Genomic DNA, 17,880 nt, shown 5'->3' with positions numbered 1-17,880 from the left:
CTATAAGCAAATTTTAAGCGGAAGGACTAGCCGTGATTTTTTAACGTTTTTTCAATATAATGATAGTTTAATAGATGAATCGTAAAGAGGTAGCACCCGAATGGAGAGAAAAACGAAAGTTAAGCTTGGCATAGCGGGCATGTTGGTCGTAGTGTTGGGAGTACTCGTCATAACGATTGCATTCCTAGCAGGAAATAGTGGCGTTGCTTCTCGAGACGATGAGATGAACATGCCTAAAGAATATGATTACGCAACGGCTGTTGCCTCCAATGGCATGGAGCTCCACTACTTACGCACCCGCCCTTCAAACGTGAAACTGGAGGCCGTGCACAATAACGTCACTGCGGCGCCTTTCTATGGCATCAACGGAGGTTTCTTCTATCAGATGGCTCTGCTCAGCATTGCCGTGGTGAATGATGTTCCCGTGAACGATGAACAGGAACAATACGGAATCGGTATGGCGAATGCCAAATATGCGCGGGGAACGCTTGTATGGGATGGAAGCCAGGATCGGTTAAGCGTGCAAGTGGTTCGACAGGCGAGCGAGCTCGTCGTCACGGATCGTTCGCGCTTCTGGGCGCAAGGCGGCATAAGCATGAGTCTCGACAGAAATGACCTGTGGCTGAATTAGATAGAGGCCGAGCATGCTCCATTGCCAATCGACTACTGCCTGCGTTCGGCCGTCGTGTACGATACCGATGGAAATTTGTATTTAATCGTGAGTACGACGAAGGGGTTCCTTGCGGATTTCCGCGAAGCCATCTTGGAGAAAATAGGGAACGGTTTGCTTAAGAACGGGATATTCCTGGACGGGGACGGTTCGTCGCAACTCCGCAGCCGTGAGGCCAAGCTGAGAGGAGACGGCCGTCCGGTCGTTCAGATGATGAGGTTAGCGAAATAATTATTCAGTGGATTCCCTGATAAGGGGCTAGCTTTCATTCGGTGAGTTAGTTAAAATATTGTTAGATAGTTATAATGAAACTCGGTTTCATTGAGTGAAACTAAAGGGCGAAGGGCAGGCATTCTATGAGAAAAAGCAAGCTTTACGATAAGCTCGTAACTTTCGCTAGATCCTATCATCCGATTGTCCATTCCTTGTTGCTAGGAACGATTCTAGCACGGCTTGCTTCTTCCATGAGCTTGCCTTTTCTCGCCATCTATCTGTTGAAGCATACGGATGTTAGTACGGTCATGATCGGCTTGATTATCGGTGCGGGTTCCTTGGCCGGGACGGCGGGAGGCTTTATCGGGGGAGCATTGTCCGATTTATTCGGTAGAAGGAAGATCCTACTGGGAGCTTTGTTCGGCTGGGGCGTCGTATTTATCGGTTTTGCGATGGCGGATAATGTCGTGATATTTTTCTTGCTAAGCTTATTGAATGGGCTTTGCCGCTCCTTCTATGAGCCTGTTTCCCAAGCGCTGATGGCTGACCTAACCGAGAAAGAGAACAGGTTCAAGGTATTCTCGTTAAGATATTTGGCGATTAATATCGGAGTGGCGGTAGGTCCCTTGCTCGGCGCTTTATTCGCGGCATTGGACAGCACGCTTCCATTTTTCATAACCGGCTTCATCTATTTCGTGTATGCTATTTCATTGTATTTGCTACTGAACAAATTCGGTATCAAGGAAATCGAGGGAGAAAACAAAACGAATCATACCTTCTTATCCGTATGGAACGTAGTGAGAAACGACATCGTGCTCCGGTATTATCTCTTGGGAGGTATCGTGACCGCGATTGGATATTCCCAGATGACGGTAACGTTATCCCAGTACGTCGGGAGCAAGTTCGCGGATGGAGTCGCATTATTCGCCGTCATGATGAGCGTGAACGCGATCACGGTAGTCGCTTTGCAAGTTCCTTTCACCAAATGGGCGGACAAATACTCTCCATTAACCGTGTTAACGGTCGGCGTCGCCTTCTATGCGTTAGGGAACGCAGGGTTCGGCTTATCGAACGGTTGGCTGACGTTTATCCTCTCCATGATCGTGTTTACTTTCGGAGAAATGCTGACTTATCCCGCAGGCAACCTGCTCACGGACCGAATAGCTCCGGAGGGGATGCGGGGGGCGTATTACGGGGCGCAATCCTTCGGTAACCTCGGACACTTCCTTGGTCCATGGGTCGGGGGAATACTGCTCAGCCATTACAACGGGACCGTGCTCTTTCTTGTCATGGCCGTCGTAGCGGTAAGTGCCATCGTATTCTATAAAGCGGGCGAATCCGTTCGTATATCTGCCGCGAAGCCAGGCTAATTGACGCGTGCGACTTTCACTGATATTGCCGCTGACCAACCTAATACCCGCGCCAGGAACGGCTATTTCGCCGAAAGTACCACCGACTAACTAAATACCCGCGCCAGGAACGGCTATTTCGCCAAGAGTGCCGCCGACTAACCAAATACCCGCGCCAGGAACGGCTATTTCGCGGAAAGTACCGCCAACCAACCAAATACCCGCGCCAGGAACGGCTATTTCGCCGAAAGTGCCACCGACCAACCAAATACCCGCGCCAGGAACGGCTATTTCGCCGAAAGTACCGCCGACTAACTAAATACCCGCGCCAGAACGGCTATTTCGCCGAAAGTGCCGCAGACGGCTGCAACGGCACGGAATGCCGTTACGGGGAGTCGCGGTCGGGTGTTTGGTCGTGCATAACGGCACGGAATGCCGTTAAGGGAGTCGCGGCCGGGTTTTTGGTCGAGCGTAACGGCACGGAATGCCGTTAAGGGAGTCGCGGCCGGGTTTTTGGTCGAGCGTAACGGCACGGAATGCCGTTAAGGGAGTCGCGGTCGGGTGTTTGGTCGAGCATAACGGCACGGAATGCCGTTATGGGTATCGCGATCGGGTGTTTGGTCGTACATAACGGCACGGAATGCCGTTACGGAAGTCGCGGTCGGGTGTTTGGTCGTGCATAACGGCACGGAATACCGTTACAGGAGTCGCGGCCAGGTGTTTGGCCGTGCGTAACGGCTATCACAATAAATCCATAACGCGCAAAAAGGTTGAGAAGGGGGTTCAATCCCCTCTCAACCCTTTTTGTCGTATTGCGACCGAATCGTTATGCTTTGGAAGAGGAGAGCAGTCGCGACTTATTCCACACCGCGAAAACGGCGCAAGCCGCATACAAGACCGCGGAAACGTTCAATGCGTATTGAACGCCCGCGTAATCGGTCAGCCCGGCCATCAGGATGGCGGAAATGCCGAAGGTGGCGAACCCAAGCGTGCCCTTGGCCGAGAAGACCTGAGGCAGTTGATGGGTGGGTATCGCCTTCTGGAACAAGGTGCGTTGGGCGATGTCGCGAAGTTGGAAAGCCGGCCCCATCAGGAAATTCAGAATCAGCGCGACAACTGGAATGGGTATCCATGCGAAGCTGAACGTAAGCGCGCAGAAAATAATCGAGCCGAACATGATCGTGTGGCCGAGCCAGCGGTTGACGAGACGGGACAATAAGATGCCGCACAGCCCTCCGACCAGCGCGCCGACCAAGTAACTGGCGTTAATGAATCCCCACCAATCCTCGCCGCGGTGAAGGACTTCTTTCACGTATACGAGCATGACGCCTCCCACGAAAATTCCGCCCGCCAGTCCTTCCAAGATCTCCAACGCGGAGATGATTTTCAGCACCGGGGTTTGCCACAGGATGACCCAACCTTCCCGAAGCTTATGCCAATTAGATAGGTCTGCCTTGACCGTGGAAGAATCTTGATCCTGCTGTACCTTGTCATTGATTCCGACCATCGCCAAGGCCGACAGCGTGAATAAAGCAGCAGTGACCCATAGGACAGGCATTCCCCCGATCCATACGAAAGCGGCGGCTCCCAGAGACCATCCTGCTAACCGGACGCCTTGATCTACCGTAGCGAGAAGGCCGTTCGCTTGCACTAGCCGTTCCTTGGTGACGAGTTTTGGTACGATGGCGTTCTTGGCCGGCAATATCCACGCTTCAAGCCAGGATATCAGCACGACGAAAACGAGCATCGTAAAGGGACGAAAGGACTGATCGAAGATGTAGAGGCAAGCAAGCAATAAGAACAATAAACCGGCCTGACCGAATTGGGAATAGACAAGCAGGGAACGAAGCGGTAAGCGATCCAAGACGAGCGGCGCTACCAGTCCGCTAAATAGATTGGAGAAGCAACGCAGGAAAGCGACCATCGCCGCATAAGTGGCCGAACCGGTTGCTTCGTATAAAAGAGTAATAATAGCAACGACGTATAAAACGTCGCCGAGGCTGGCGAACGATTGGCCAACCCAAAGAAACCTGAAACCTTGTTTGCTCATGGCAAAATAACCCCTTGATATCATGAAGTTTGAAAAACGCAATCACAACTAATTCGAAGGTGGGTTATCTTTCAAGTTTACAAGGGACGGCCTCTTTTCGTCGGTAAGTTAGGTTGCTTCCGATGGCATGCGCGCTAGAGATAGCGGGCCACGATCCTCTTAATTCGATCAAGTCCGTCCCACATATCTCCGGGTCCGTCATAGATAAGAACGAACGCGCCGTTATAGTCGGTTGCCTTCACGGCTTCGAGGCAGCGCACGAATTCGTCCTCGTCCGGATAGCCGGAATCGTCGTAAGCGGCTTTGGCATGGACGGAGACGCTATGCGGCGTGGTCATGGCGATCTCTTCGTATTTGGCTTGCCCTCGGAAATTGCCGAAGTCCGTTATCATGGAGATAGCCTCTCCTGCCCAATTCAGCAGCTTCAAGCAGCTTTCTCCCGTTGAGGTCAATTCCTTGAAATTCTCGGTAATGACGCGAACATCGCGGGAATCGGCATATTGCGCCAGCTCCGATAATGCGGCAGCGGATTGCCTAATAGCGGATTCGTCCGAATGTCGCGCTTCCCCAGCAATCAGCCGGATTTGCTTGGCTCCGCATTGGGAGGCAACGTCAATCCATTCGCGTATGAACCCCATATCCGCTGTTCTTCGAGCCTCGTCGGTCGTAGTTATATCGCCGTAATCTAGAAGCAAAGTGTCGAATGAAATTCCGGCTTCCGAAAAAGACACGCGCAGTTTATCGAGATAAGCGGCTTCTGTGGAGGGGAAATGGAAGTGGCACACTTCAATAGCCTGATATCCTCGATTCGCGGCCTCTAATGGCAATTCAAGAAGCGTATGTACTTCCGGTTGATCTTGCATAACCGTTTGATGACTGACGGCTTCGGCATTCCATGTCGTCAAACGCAGTGGTCCGAGAAGACGATGTAAGCTCCAAGTACTTACGGATAAATAGGACATGGTTATTCGACCTGCCTTTGCATGTATTCAATATCAATCTGCGGATATTCCAGCTTAAGCTTGCCCAAAGCGGAGACGATGATTTTGAGGACAAGATAGTCGCGGAACCAGCGGTTGTTGGAGGGCACGATATGCCAGGGATTCGTCTTCGTCGCGGTCGCTTTGAAGGCATTCTCGTAAGCTTTCATATAGGAATCCCAGTAGCGCCGCTCCTCCAGATCGTTCGGATCGAACTTCCACAGCTTCTCGGGATTCTCCATGCGCTCGTTGATTTTCTGCAGTTGAAACTCCGGGGAGATATGGAGGAATATTTTGATCAAAACGATGCCGTTGTCCGCGAGCATTTTCTCGAAGTGCTGAATGTGCTTGAGGCGGGAATTTGCCGTTTTCTTGTCGATCAGCTCATGAACCCGGGTAATTAATACTTCTTCATAATAAGAACGGTTAAAGGAGGTGATGTGGCCTTTGGCCGGAGCAACCCTATGAGCGCGCCATAGAAAATCGTGTGCGGCTTCGTCGCCGGTCGGCTTCTTGAAGCTTTCAGCACGAAAGCCTTGAGGGTTGAGACCGGACAGCACTTTTTTCACGACGCCGTCCTTGCCGCTGCAATCCATGCCTTGAAACAAAACCAGAACGCCGTTGGTCTTCGAAGCATACAATCTCTCCTGGATGTCCTGAAGCTGCTCCTTCATTTGCGCGAAGTTCTCAGCGACATCTTCCTTCCCTGCGTATCCCGCAGTGTCATTGGGATCATAGTCTTGCAGAGAAACCTTCCGCTTCTCGTCTAGACGATAGTTCTCCAGCATGCGCATCCTCCTCTTTTACCCAAAGTAATCTAACCGCTTTCCTCTATAGTAGTCTATGTAACCAAATTTTTCTAAACAATTATAAAAGCGAGGGTCCCCGTGTCGCAACACCTTGCTGGCCGTTGCAATTGGCGGCTCTGCGGGGTGTTTTTTATTATGCCGGTATTCTTTCGGTGTAGATCAAGTTTGCATTGCCCATACTGGATTAATAAAACTTGTTAAAGAGGTCTCAGTATGGCGCAACAGATCGGAACGAATCTTCAAGAGAATCTCCGTTCGCTTAAAGAGGCAGTCGGGAACAGTAATGATATCATCTTCAGGGAGTTCAGGACCGGAGATGGCGACGGAATAAATGCAGCCATGTTGTATACGGATGGGCTCGTAGATAAGAATTCCGTACAAGATTTCATAATGGAAACGCTCTTGATAGATGTTCGGAACATAGATATGACAAAAAAAAATATTGCCGATATTCTCACAGTAGGCGACATGCAGCAGCTGAAGGATTTCGATATGCTATTTACGCGCTTGTTCTCCGGTGCTGCGATTTTGCTGCTCGACGGATATGAACAGGGCTTTTCTATCGGCATGAGCGGCATTAAAGATCGGGGCGTGACGGAGTCTTCCGGAGAAGCCGTTATCCGCGGGCCGAAGGAAGCATTCTCGGAATCGATCCTCACGAATACGGCACTAATCCGGCGGAAAATCAAAGATCCTAATCTATGGCTGGAAACAAGACAAATCGGCAGAGTGACCAAAACCGACGTATCCATCATGTACATAAACGGCATTGCAAATGACAAGATCGTGGAGGAAGTACGGAAGCGTATTGAACGCATTGACATTGACGGAATTCTGGAAAGCGGGTATATCGAGGAGCTCATTCAGGACGAAACATATAGTCCGTTTCCAACCGTGTACAACTCGGAGCGCCCCGACACGATTGCTGCCGAACTGTTGGAGGGGAAAATTGCTATCATCGTGGACGGAACCCCGCATGTTCTCATTGTTCCGGCTTTGTTCATTTCATTTATGCAATCTCCTGAGGATTATTCTCAACGTGCGGATATAAGCAGTCTCATTCGCATTCTTCGTTTTCTCGGAATCTTCATTGCCCTGCTAGGCCCGTCATTATATATCGCCATTACGACTTTTCATCAGGAAATGATACCGACTCAATTGTTGATTAGTTTGGCAGCCCAACGAGAGGGTATCCCCTTTCCTGCATTCATCGAAGCGCTAATGATGGAAATCACGTTCGAAATTTTGCGGGAAGCGGGTATCAGAATGCCAAGGGCTATAGGGCAGGCGATATCCATCGTTGGAACATTGGTAATCGGACAAGCGGCTGTCGAGGCGGGAATCGTATCCGCGTCGATGGTTATAATCGTATCCATTACTGCGATCTCCAGTTTTGTTATTCCTTCGATGAATATGACTATATCCTTTAGAATGGTTCGCTTCCTTTTAATGGGGCTTGCCGCTTCATTCGGTTTATTCGGAATCAGCGTAGGGATCGTTGCGCTTGTTCTTCACTTGTGCAGCTTGCGATCTTTCGGAGTTCCTTACATGAGTCCGTTAAGTCCCTTTATCCTGACTGACCAGAGGGATACGCTATTTCGGTTGCCCCATTGGGCAATGTATTCCCGTCCTCGATTGATCAGCCAGAAAAATGTGATTCGCGCGAAAAATCAGCCCCCGAAGCCAAAGCCGAAAAATAGCGAGAGGAAGGGGAAGGCCCGATGAAAACACGAAAGCTGGCCCTCATATTGTTATTCGTCGTCTTAGCTCTAATCGTCACCGGATGTTGGAATCGCCGGGAAATGAATGATCTTGCGATCGCGATAGCTATCGGCATCGATAAATCGGGCAAACAATTTCGATTATCCGCTCAAGTTGTGGATCCGGGAGAAGTAGCCGCGAAGAAAGGGGGCGGTACCCGCACGCCGGTGACGATGTATCAAGCTACAGGGAACACGATCTTTGAAGCGTTACGAAAAATGACAACGGTCGCTCCCAGAAAAATATATATGTCGCATGTACGGATGCTTTCGATTCAAGAAGATGTTGCTAAGGAAGGGATCGGCAAAGTGTTGGATTTCATGTCCAGGGATCATGAAGTCCGAACCGATTTTTTCATCGTCATTGCGAAGGATACAAGTGCCGCAAATACGCTCAAGATATTAACGCATTTGGAATCGATCCCCGCCAATCAAATGTTCTCCTCGCTCCAAACGTCTGAACAAGCATGGGCACCTGCAGTGACAGTTACATTAGATAAACTGATAGCCGACATTGTAAGCGAAGGCAAACATCCCGTAGTTACAGGTCTTCGAATAAGAGGGGAACAAAAAATAGGCGAAAGCAAAAGAAACGTGGAGGAGATTGCTTCTCCTGCTCAGTTACAGTATTCGGGGCTGGCTGTGTTTAACAATGACAAGCTGATCGGATGGTTAAACGAAGAACAAAGCAAAGGATATAACTATATCATCGACAAAGTGAAAAGCACGGTTGGCGTTGTCGCTTGTCCTAATGGCGGCAAAGCTTCAATAGAGGTCGTACGATCGAAAACGGAAGTCAAAGGCAAGCTCATGAACGGAAAACCCCGAATGGATGTAAATGTTCGAATAGAAGCCAATGTAGGGGAGGTGGAATGTTCAATGGATCTGACCAAGACGAAAACGATTTCCGAGTTGGAGAATAGTACGGAAAAAAGGGCTCAATCCATCATTAAAATGACAATTGAAAAGGTACAGGAAAAATACAAAGTGGATATTTTCGGATTTGGAGAAGCGATCAGTCGTTATCACCCTAAATACTGGAAAAAAGTGAAGGGAGAATGGGATCGGATATTTGTCGATCTTCCGGTTCATGTAAATGTGGATGTGAAAATTCGGCGATTAGGTACCGTGGGCAATTCATTTCTGGAAGAAATGAAGAAAAAGGAGTAATCGGCATGTGGGCAATTGCAGGAATCATTGCAGTAATTATTGCAATCATTATGTTCGAAGCCCCTTCTCTTCGGAGAAAACAGTTGCGAAAGGAATTATGGGTATTTTCCATTCTGCTTCTCATTGGGTTTGGACTAGGCGTAGCAATAAGTTTACATATGAAATTACCTCCAGCGTTGGATTGGATAATTGTAATCTACAAGCCGCTCACTGATGCTTTAATTGGGTTATTAAAGTAAAAGGAGATGAGAAAAATGCTTGAGAACGGCAAAATCGGCGTACGTCAATTAACCATACTTGTTATTCTGATCTCCATTGGAGATGCGATTTTGGTTTTGCCGTCCATTCCTGCGATTGAAGCAAAACAGGATGCGTGGATATCGGTTGTGATAGGACTAGCCATTGGATTGCCTATCGTTTATTTATTAACGATTGTAGGTAAGCTCTATCCTGGTTTGACCGTGGTTGAATACAATGAAAAGATACTAGGCACATGGCTCGGGAAAGCCATATCTCTATTTTTTTTATCCTATCTCTTTTTCTCTGCGGCGGCACATCTCAGGGAAAGCAGCGATTTTATGATTACCAACATAATGCCCGAAACACCAATAATGGCCATAAATATCTTATTTCTAGGTATTATAGTCATGGGGGCAAGATTGGGACTTGAAACTTTAACGCGTACGGCGGAAATATTATTCCCTTGGTTTATATTACTTCTTCTGATGTTCATCCTTTTTCTTATTCCTCAAGCGGATATAAAGAATATGCTGCCTGTTTTGGGGGAAGGGATTAAACCGGTAATACGCGGATCTATTGCATCTGCTGCCTTCCCCTTCGCGGAACTTGTCGTTTTTTTAATGGTCTTCCCCTATGTTAATCAAACAAACCGAATAAGAAGAAGCTTTTTATTGGGAGCGTTGCTGGGAGGAATCGTACTGATCGCGATTGTCGCTCTATCCATTCTTGTTCTAGGAGCCGATCTTGTCGCACGAAACATATATCCCAGTTTTTTCATGGCCAAAAAAATAAGCATTGGAAACTTTCTGGAAAGAGTAGAAGCGATTTTGGCAATCATATGGTTTATCTCGATCTATTTTAAGATAACCCTTTATTATTATGCATTCAATTTGGGATTAGCTCAAACGTTAAAACTCAGGGAATATCGGTTTTTAACTCTGCCTTCGGGCATGATCCTGCTTTTACTTTCGCTTATGGTTGCTCCCAATATCACCTACTACAATGAAGTTATATCAAAATACTGGCCAAATTTAGACTTTACGTATAGTATACTTTTACCTTTATTGTTGTTAGGAGTATATGCTCTGCGAAAGAAATTCAAAAGGAACATGTGATGCAAAAGCGACGAACAAAGGATGGCTCGCAAAATTGAACGACTATATCTATAAAACCGTATCTAATGAGGAAGAACGATCTTTATGCGATCTGGAGATGCGAGCTTTTTTCGGTGCCGAGCCGTATCATAACCTCTTGGAAAGTCCGATTAAGGTGGAACCTAGCCGTAGTCCTTTCATTAAGATGAGGATCACAGTGCTGCATGAAGGCGGCAGCATCGAAGAGATTGCGGAACAAGCGAAATTCATAGAGCTGGCTGGAGCGACTTTCAAGGTGATCGCGATTGACAACTATGACCCCGAAGGCGGCGCGATAATGGAGTATGAAGACAAACGCGCGGTAGAGCGGGAGATTGGCTTGCGTATTCGGGGAAAAGCGGAAATGCGCAATCCCGATAGCATATTCGGCGTAGTTCGAACGGGAGGCCGCTGGCGATTGGGAGAATGCGCGATGGGTGAGGCTATCTGGCTGAAGCATAACGATAAGCCGAGAAAATATTCCACCGCGCTAAGTACCCGGGTCGCACGGGCGGTCGTGAATATCGCGATTCCGCAAACGACGGGAATTAAAGCCATTGACCCCTGCTGCGGAATAGGCACCGTATTGGTTGAAGCCTTGTCGATGGGGATCGACATCGTCGGACGGGAAATGAATCCGCTCGCCGCGATCGGAGCAAGGGAGAATTTGGCTTATTTCGGGTACGAGGCGAAAGTGACTTTAGGAGATATGAAAGAGATTGCTGAATTTTATGATGCGGCCATTATTGATATGCCCTATAATCTTTGCTCGGTTCTTGGCCCTGAGGAAAAGCTGGAGATGCTTCGAAGCGCTAGAAATTTCGCTAGAATAGCAGTTATTGTTACTATAGAGTCGATAGATGAGATTATCGAACAAGCCGGGTTCACGATTACGGATCGCGGAACGGTGAACAAAGGGAAATTTACCCGTCACGTTCTAGTTTGCAGGCAATCCATACGGATATGTTGAAATTATGTTTGCTTTCGTCCACAATGGATGGAGAACATTACAAGACGAGGACGAGGAGAGAATTCGAAGATGAAATACAATAGCACGAGAGGGAAGGTAGCACCTATCGGCTTTATCGATATGTTTCTAATGGGACTTGGCGAGGACGGCGGCTTGATCGTTCCGGAGACGATTCCTTCCGTTACGGACGATCAACTGAAGGCATGGTCCAAGCTTTCCTACCAGGACCTCATGCTGGAGATTTTCTCCTTGTTCACGAACGGCGAAATTCCGGAGCGGGATTTAAGACAGCTCATTCAAGATAGCTACGCCGGCTTCACAAGCCCAGCTGTATTGCCTTTAACGACATTAAACGATTCCCTGCACGTGCTTGAGCTTTTCCACGGACCGACCTTTGCGTTCAAGGACGTTGCCCTGCAGTTCATGGGAAATCTGTATGCGTACGTGGCCAAGAAGCAGAACAAAGTTGTCAATATCCTGGGCGCGACTTCAGGGGATACCGGGGCGTCGGCGATTAGCAGCGTTCGGGGCAAGGAAGGCATTCAGATTTGCATCCTCCATCCTAACGGCAAAGTCAGCCTTGTTCAGGAGCTCCAAATGACGACGGTGCATGACGACAACGTGCTGAACCTTTCGGTGAACGGCAACTTCGACGATTGTCAACAGATCATCAAGGAATTGTTCGAGGACATTCCGTTCAAGACGAAGTATCATCTTCGCGCGATTAACTCCATTAACTTCGTCCGTATTCTGGCGCAATCGGTCTATTATTTCTACGCTTATTTGCAATTGCCCGAGAAAGCGAAGGCAAGCGGCGTTAACTTCAGTATACCGACGGGCAACTTCGGCAATATTTTCTCCGGATACTTGGCTAAGAAAATGGGGCTGCCGATCAAACAACTCGTGCTGGCCACGAACGAAAACAACATTCTAGAGCGGTTCGTCCGCGAAGGCGTCTACAAACCGGAAGGATTCCGCAGCACGCATAGCCCTTCCATGGATATTCAAATCGCGAGCAACTTCGAGCGGTATCTTTATTATTTCATGGGAGAGGACGCGGCCGCCGTTACATCCCGCATGGAGAAGTTCAAGTCCGAAGGACAGCTAACGTTCGCCTCCGAGGAAGTCGCGCGGATCCAGCAGGATCTGACGGCATACAGCGTCGGAAACGCGGAGTGTCTGGAGACGATCAGGACGTATCAGGATCGTTACGGCTACTTGCTGGATCCACACTCCGCATGCGGTATCGCAGCCTACGAAGGGGCGGGTAACAAGAATGACGGCGTGTTCGTTTCGCTAGCCACGGCTCATCCGGCTAAGTTCGACGAGGCGATCCGGTTGCTCGGGATCGAGCAGAAGTTCCCGGAACGAATTCAAGAGCTGTTCGACAAACCAAAGCATCAAGTCGTAGTCGATAATTCGAAGACGGAAGTCGTTGCTCAATTAGAAAGCTTCTATCGGGTGAACAAATAGATTCGGGTACAGGCAGGAGGAATTTTCATTGTTAATCGGCGCGGTTGAAGCAGGCGGAACGAAGTTTGTATGCGGTATCGGGAACGAGAAGGGCGAGGTGCTGGATCGGATCAGTTTTCCGACGGAGCAGCCGGAGAAAACGCTCGGTCAGGTCATCGCTTATTTCCGGGACAAGCAGGTGGAGGCGATCGGCGTCGGTTCGTTCGGACCGATCAACATCGATAAGGCGAGCCCTCAATACGGTTACGTCACGACGACGCCGAAGCCGGGATGGGCGAATTACCCCGTGCTTGCGGAGCTAAAGAAGGCGTTAAACGTACCGTTCGGTTGGGATACGGACGTCAATGCGGCTGCCCTAGGGGAAGCGACATGGGGAGCGGCGAAAGGCTTGGATAGCTGCCTCTACTATACGTTCGGAACGGGAGTGGGCGTCGGCGTATTTGCCGAAGGCAACATGGTGCATGGACTCGTGCATCCAGAGGGCGGGCATGTCCTGACCCGGCGTCATCCGAACGATACTTATGCGGGCAAATGCCCTTTCCATGGAGATTGCTTAGAGGGAATGGCAGCTGGACCGGGGATCGAAGAACGGTGGGGCGTTAAAGCGAGCGAGCTGCCCGTGGATCACCCGGCTTGGGAGATGGAAGCCTTCTACATCGGACAAGCACTTGCCAGCGCGATTCTGTTGCTATCGCCGAAGAAAATCATTCTCGGAGGCGGAGTCATGCATCAACTGCAGCTGTTCCCGCTTATTCGCGAGCAAGTAAGAAGCAACCTGAAAGGCTACTTGGTCTCGGCGGCACTAGAGGCTGGCGGGATCGACGAGTACATCGTTCCGCCCGGTCTTGGAGACAACGCCGGATTAAGCGGCTCGATCGCGCTTGGTCTTAGGGCTTATCAAGAATCGCAATCATAAGTTTACTAGGGGAGACCTTCATTCGGAGGTCTCTTTTTTGCATGAGACTAGCGCGAGGCGGACTGTGGTTCCGTTATCTGTTAAGATTTGCGTCGAATTCGCGTAATGTGGACAGGGGTTCCGTTATTCGTCCAAAATGGTGCCAAGTAACCCGATTTTACCTAAAATAACGGAACCATGGTCCAGAAGCGGCGCTGATTGCGAGGTTTTCGACAAAATAATGGATCTCCTGTCTGCTCACAAACATTAACACCCCAGCAACACGATACGCCGCAAGAAGAAGATACCGAATTAACGGAGCAAGTTCGCTAACTCCACCCTCCGCGTGCGGATGTCGCCGAATTAACGAAGCAAGCTCGCTAACTCCGCCCCTTGCATGCGGATATCGCCGAATTAACGAAGCAAGCTTGCTAAACTCCGCCCCCCGCATGCGGATATCGCCGAATTAACGAAGCAAGCTCGCTAACTCCGCCCACCGCATCTGGATGTTGCCGAATTAACGAAGCAAGCTCGCTAACTCCGCCCACCGCATCCGGATATCGCCGAATTAACGAAGCAAGCTCGCTAACTCCGCCCACCGCATCCGGATATCGCCGAATTAACGAAGCAAGCTCGCTAACTCCGCCCACAGCATGCGGATATCGCCGAATTAACGAAGCAAGCTCGCTAACTCCACCCACCGCATCCGGATGTTGCCGAATTAACGAAGCAAGCTCGCTAACTCCGCTTTTTGTTCATCAAGTCCGTTAGAATTTGCCTTTGAATATAATGGGAATGTTATTGACAACAATGAGCGACTATAACATATTATATATGAGTATGTATTCATATGTTAGCGAGGGATCCGCAAGCCATGACCAACGAGAATCAAACTAAAGCGCACGAATCAACCCGCGGCGGTAATCACGCTCATGGTCCATCCGATCATTCCAACCATGATCACGCCCACAATCACTCCGACCACGCCCATCACGGACACGGCCACCATCATCATCACGGCCACGGACACCACCATCACGACGCCGTCCGCGTTGGGAACAAACGCGGCTTAACGATTGCTCTCCTCATCACGGCAGGCATTATGATTCTGGAATTCGTCGGAGGCCTCGTCACGAATAGCCTTGCCTTGCTTTCCGATTCCGGCCATATGCTGAGCGACGTGAGCTCTTTAGCTCTCAGCCTGGTAGCGTTCTGGTTCGCCGCCAAGCCCGCGTCTCCAAGCAAAACCTACGGCTTCTACCGCTTCGAAATTTTAGCGGCTTTATTCAACGGCGTTACGCTTTTCGTGATAGCCGGCTTCATCATGTGGGAGGCCTTACAACGGTTCTATTCGCCGCCGGAGGTATCAAGCTTATCCATGATTCTGATTGCGTCTATCGGACTTATCGCCAACTTATTAAGCGCGCTCGCGTTGCTTAGGCAAGGAGACGTCAAGAACAACCTCAACCTTAGGAGCGCTTATCTTCACGTACTCGGCGACGCTCTGGGATCGGTCGGCGCGGTCGTTGCGGGCATTATCATGCTGGCATTCGGTTGGTATGCCGCGGATCCCATCATAAGCGTTCTAGTGTCGTTTCTAATCCTGAGAAGCGCATGGGGAGTTATTAAGAATACCGTCCATATTCTGATGGAGGGTACGCCGGTAACGATTAACCAAGAGGAAGTCAAAGCAACGCTAACGGAAATCCCGGGCGTTCTAGACGTACACGATCTTCACATCTGGACGATTACGTCCGGTTTGGACTCCCTGAGCTGCCACTTGCTAATCTTGGACGGCGCCGACAGCCAAATCATCTTGCAACAAGCTATCCGCGAGCTAGAGGTGCAATTCAAGATCCAACACACGACGATCCAAATCGAGACCTCGGCCATTCAACATACTGAGCTAAAGGTATAGCGGGTGGAAAACGGTAATATCTTCGATTAAAAGCGTAACAACTAGAGGAGGAAACGAAGCATGAAAATGCTATTTGAATACAATTGGCAAGTACGGAATGATTGGTATAGGTGGTGCGAAGACGTGCCGGAGGAAGAGCTGCTGAAGGTGCGGACCGGCGGAGTAGGCGGAATCCTGAATACGTTATTCCATATCGTCGACGTGGAGTGGAGCTGGATTCGCGCCATGCAAGGGAAATCCGATTTCCAAGAGAAATTCGAGGGATATAGCAGCTTATCCAAAGTTCGCGCGCTCGATGCCGCTTTCAAGGAAGAAGTGTTGGCTTTCGTTGAGACATGGGACCCGAGTTTGGAAGATCGGTTATTCAAGGAGCAGCTTGAGGATGGCAGAGATGTGGTCGACAGCTGGGGAGAAATCATGCGGCATGTCATCGCTCACGAGATTCACCATGTCGGGCAGCTGTCATTATGGGCGCGGGAAGTCGGCAAGAAGCCGGTTTCCGCAAACCTTATCGGCAGGGGATTAAGAGGTTAAATACCCAAATGGGGCGTACTTGTAACAAAATTAACGTTTTCTAACCTATTTCTAAGAAAGCCGGGAATGTGCCTTGTTGCCTGCGTTTGCGCTCTCCTTGGAAAATTATCGGTGAATTTAGATGTGTTATATTTATTTCCGACAACGAAAGGTTCATTCGGAACCAGATCAGTCGGGAGGAAATAGATATGAGCAAAAAGCTTTCGATGAAATTATTGCTAGCCGGCAGCTTGGCAGTCACGGGGTTGTTTGGAACGATGATAAGCGCACCTTCACAGGCGAGCGCTGCGACGCCGGAGTCCTTGAAAGTTATCGCTTCAGGCAAAGCGCATATAGGCACGCCATATCGTTATGGAGCACCAGCGGGCATTACATATGCGTTCGATTGCTCTTCCTTCGTTCAATATGTATTCAATCAATTCGGAGTCAACCTTCCAAGAACGTCGATCTCGCAAGCGTACACGGGCCAAAAAGTCGACAAAGCGTATCTAAGCGTAGGGGATCTCGTATTCTTCAATACGAGCGGTAGCGGAATTAGCCACGTCGGGATTTATGCCGGAAACGGAAAGATGCTCCACGCGAGCAGCAAAAAGGGCATTACGCTATCCAATATGAATTCTACCTACTATAGTAATAAGTTCGTAACGGCACGGAGAGTGCTGTAGTAAAAATAATAAAGCCTTCGAGTTCGCATAGAAATATGTGGATCGAAGGCTTTTTTTATTCTATACATGTATTGACGCAAGGAGTCGGAATAAGGTTACAGCGAATACCGGATTACCAAAAATTGAGGGGGGGTATGGGTGGCCGATTATCTATATCTTATCCGGAAAGCCTTCGGCTTGAAGCCGGTATGGCGGGAGAAGCAGCGTACGAAGTACGGGAAGGAGCCGAAGCCGGTTTCTTCCGCGATCGTTCCGATCGGCTCATTCGTGTTGACGAGCAGTTGCTTCGCTTGTTCCACGCGGTGCCTGGTTAAATATTCGAGCGGGGTGCACCCGAACGATCTCTTCATGCATAGGGCGATATAATTTGCGTGAAAATGAAGCTCCTCGGACAGCTGCTTATAGCTGAGGGGTTCTTTTTGACACTCCACACGGCTAAAGCCGTGGGATTCTTAGCTAGTTGGTACGTCCGCAGTCTGTTTCCAGTTTGGACAACTGCTAAGTTTGGGGCTGTGCCATCAGCCAATCCTAAGACAGTGCGTATAGCATCTTAGGCTGACAGACTGTTACCATCTGCCATAGGTTGTCGCATGATATTGATTGCGCCAACCCGATCACGGTGTGCGTGAAACCCGCATGAACACCTATATGTTCGGTCAATTGCCTTGTTTCGCTTCGCACAAATGGGGCAAGTTTGTGAGGTATAGGCAGGATTCACCTCTACTACCCGAATACCTGCTAATGCTGCTTTGTATGCGATAAACATTTGCAATTGATAGAACTTAGGCTGACAGACTGTTACCATCTGCCATAGGTTGTCGCATGATATTGATTGCGCCAACCCGATCACGGTGTGCGTGAAACCCGCATGAACACCTATATGTTCGGTCAATTGCCTTGTTTCGCTTCGCACAAATGGGGCAAGTTTGTGAGGTATAGGCAGGATTCACCTCTACTACCCGAATACCTGCTAATGCTGCTTTGTATGCGATAAACATTTGCAATTGATAGAACGACCAGTTGTGCAGGTTTTTGGCGTTTTTACGACTTG

At 49.3% G+C, this 17,880-nt stretch carries 20 protein-coding genes and 1 pseudogene; 13 read left to right on the top strand and 8 right to left on the bottom strand.

The genetic code is table 11. The features are described 5' to 3' along the window. Positions 1-100: 100 nt before the first annotated feature. The 3 genes from E2980_RS11025 (at position 101) to E2980_RS11015 (ending at position 2,253) form a co-directional block, all read left to right on the top strand. Complete coding sequence (locus E2980_RS11025) at positions 101-631, top strand: hypothetical protein (RefSeq protein WP_135152240.1); 531 nt, start codon at positions 101-103, stop codon at positions 629-631. 21 nt (positions 632-652) lie between these two features. Further along, positions 653-901 (top strand): hypothetical protein, encoded by a 249-nt coding sequence (locus E2980_RS11020; RefSeq protein WP_135152239.1) that lies wholly within the window; start codon positions 653-655, stop codon positions 899-901. Positions 902-1,026: 125 nt separating this feature from the next. Beyond that, positions 1,027-2,253 (top strand): MDR family MFS transporter, encoded by a 1,227-nt coding sequence (locus E2980_RS11015; protein ID WP_135152238.1) that lies wholly within the window; start codon positions 1,027-1,029, stop codon positions 2,251-2,253. Positions 2,254-2,343: 90 nt separating this feature from the next. Here the strand turns inward: E2980_RS11015 and E2980_RS24195 are convergent, their stop codons facing one another. From E2980_RS24195 to E2980_RS10995, 4 genes are all read right to left on the bottom strand, one after another. Further along, entirely contained in the window at positions 2,344-2,496 is a 153-nt protein-coding gene (locus tag E2980_RS24195; RefSeq protein WP_167747074.1) for a hypothetical protein, read from the bottom strand. A 562-nt stretch (positions 2,497-3,058) separates the two neighbouring features. Further along, on the bottom strand, positions 3,059-4,282 hold the full coding sequence (locus E2980_RS11005) for an MFS transporter (protein WP_167747073.1): 1,224 nt from the start codon (positions 4,280-4,282) through the stop codon (positions 3,059-3,061). A 134-nt stretch (positions 4,283-4,416) separates the two neighbouring features. Next, complete coding sequence (locus E2980_RS11000) at positions 4,417-5,244, bottom strand: sugar phosphate isomerase/epimerase family protein (protein ID WP_135152235.1); 828 nt, start codon at positions 5,242-5,244, stop codon at positions 4,417-4,419. Positions 5,245-5,246: 2 nt separating this feature from the next. Continuing rightward, positions 5,247-6,050, bottom strand: a complete 804-nt coding sequence (locus tag E2980_RS10995; protein ID WP_135152234.1) for a PPK2 family polyphosphate kinase — start codon at positions 6,048-6,050, stop codon at positions 5,247-5,249. 234 nt (positions 6,051-6,284) lie between these two features. Between E2980_RS10995 and E2980_RS10990 the strand changes: the two genes are divergently transcribed. The 7 genes from E2980_RS10990 to E2980_RS10960 all read left to right on the top strand — a co-directional run bounded on the left by E2980_RS10990 (position 6,285) and on the right by E2980_RS10960 (position 13,733). After that, positions 6,285-7,796, top strand: a complete 1,512-nt coding sequence (locus E2980_RS10990; protein ID WP_135152233.1) for a spore germination protein — start codon at positions 6,285-6,287, stop codon at positions 7,794-7,796. Then, positions 7,793-9,001 (top strand): Ger(x)C family spore germination protein, encoded by a 1,209-nt coding sequence (locus tag E2980_RS10985; protein WP_135152232.1) that lies wholly within the window; start codon positions 7,793-7,795, stop codon positions 8,999-9,001. The genes E2980_RS10990 and E2980_RS10985 overlap by 4 nt, the downstream gene beginning before the upstream one ends. 5 nt (positions 9,002-9,006) lie before the next feature. After that, the gene (locus tag E2980_RS10980) at positions 9,007-9,240 is read left to right on the top strand and encodes a hypothetical protein (protein ID WP_135152231.1); all 234 of its coding nucleotides are present in this window, start codon (positions 9,007-9,009) and stop codon (positions 9,238-9,240) included. Positions 9,241-9,255: 15 nt separating this feature from the next. After that, positions 9,256-10,356: a GerAB/ArcD/ProY family transporter gene (locus tag E2980_RS10975; protein WP_135152230.1), complete on the top strand. Its 1,101-nt coding sequence runs from the start codon at positions 9,256-9,258 to the stop codon at positions 10,354-10,356. A gap of 34 nt (positions 10,357-10,390) precedes the next feature. Continuing rightward, positions 10,391-11,344, top strand: coding sequence for a TRM11 family SAM-dependent methyltransferase (locus E2980_RS10970; RefSeq protein WP_240702983.1), 954 nt, complete (start codon positions 10,391-10,393; stop codon positions 11,342-11,344). Between the two features lie 69 nt (positions 11,345-11,413). Then, on the top strand, positions 11,414-12,817 hold the full coding sequence (gene thrC, locus E2980_RS10965; protein ID WP_135152228.1) for a threonine synthase: 1,404 nt from the start codon (positions 11,414-11,416) through the stop codon (positions 12,815-12,817). Positions 12,818-12,845: 28 nt separating this feature from the next. After that, positions 12,846-13,733: an ROK family protein gene (locus E2980_RS10960; protein WP_135152227.1), complete on the top strand. Its 888-nt coding sequence runs from the start codon at positions 12,846-12,848 to the stop codon at positions 13,731-13,733. Between the two features lie 410 nt (positions 13,734-14,143). Here the strand turns inward: E2980_RS10960 and E2980_RS10955 are convergent, their stop codons facing one another. After that, the gene (locus tag E2980_RS10955) at positions 14,144-14,413 is read right to left on the bottom strand and encodes a hypothetical protein (RefSeq protein WP_135152226.1); all 270 of its coding nucleotides are present in this window, start codon (positions 14,411-14,413) and stop codon (positions 14,144-14,146) included. 173 nt (positions 14,414-14,586) lie between these two features. Between E2980_RS10955 and E2980_RS10950 the strand changes: the two genes are divergently transcribed. The 3 genes from E2980_RS10950 to E2980_RS10940 all read left to right on the top strand — a co-directional run bounded on the left by E2980_RS10950 (position 14,587) and on the right by E2980_RS10940 (position 16,829). Beyond that, positions 14,587-15,630: a cation diffusion facilitator family transporter gene (locus E2980_RS10950; protein ID WP_135152328.1), complete on the top strand. Its 1,044-nt coding sequence runs from the start codon at positions 14,587-14,589 to the stop codon at positions 15,628-15,630. 60 nt (positions 15,631-15,690) lie between these two features. After that, entirely contained in the window at positions 15,691-16,164 is a 474-nt protein-coding gene (locus E2980_RS10945; RefSeq protein ID WP_135152225.1) for a DinB family protein, read from the top strand. Between the two features lie 188 nt (positions 16,165-16,352). Next, positions 16,353-16,829 (top strand): C40 family peptidase, encoded by a 477-nt coding sequence (locus E2980_RS10940; protein WP_135152224.1) that lies wholly within the window; start codon positions 16,353-16,355, stop codon positions 16,827-16,829. 146 nt (positions 16,830-16,975) lie between these two features. On the opposite strand, the gene E2980_RS10935 is transcribed toward E2980_RS10940, so the two are convergent. The 3 genes and pseudogenes from E2980_RS10935 to E2980_RS10925 all read right to left on the bottom strand — a co-directional run. Next, entirely contained in the window at positions 16,976-17,179 is a 204-nt protein-coding gene (locus E2980_RS10935) for a helix-turn-helix domain-containing protein (protein ID WP_135152327.1), read from the bottom strand. A gap of 200 nt (positions 17,180-17,379) precedes the next feature. Continuing rightward, positions 17,380-17,610: pseudogene (locus tag E2980_RS10930) on the bottom strand (transposase); the annotation flags it as partial. A 1-nt stretch (position 17,611) separates the two neighbouring features. Next, positions 17,612-17,880, bottom strand: a 269-nt coding sequence (locus tag E2980_RS10925) for an RNA-guided endonuclease TnpB family protein (RefSeq protein WP_135152222.1), incomplete at its 5' end; no start/stop codon positions are given.

Source organism: Cohnella luojiensis (assembly GCF_004564235.1).
GTDB lineage: Bacteria > Bacillota > Bacilli > Paenibacillales > Paenibacillaceae > Cohnella > Cohnella luojiensis.
This window is presented reverse-complemented; position numbering and strand designations above follow the sequence as displayed.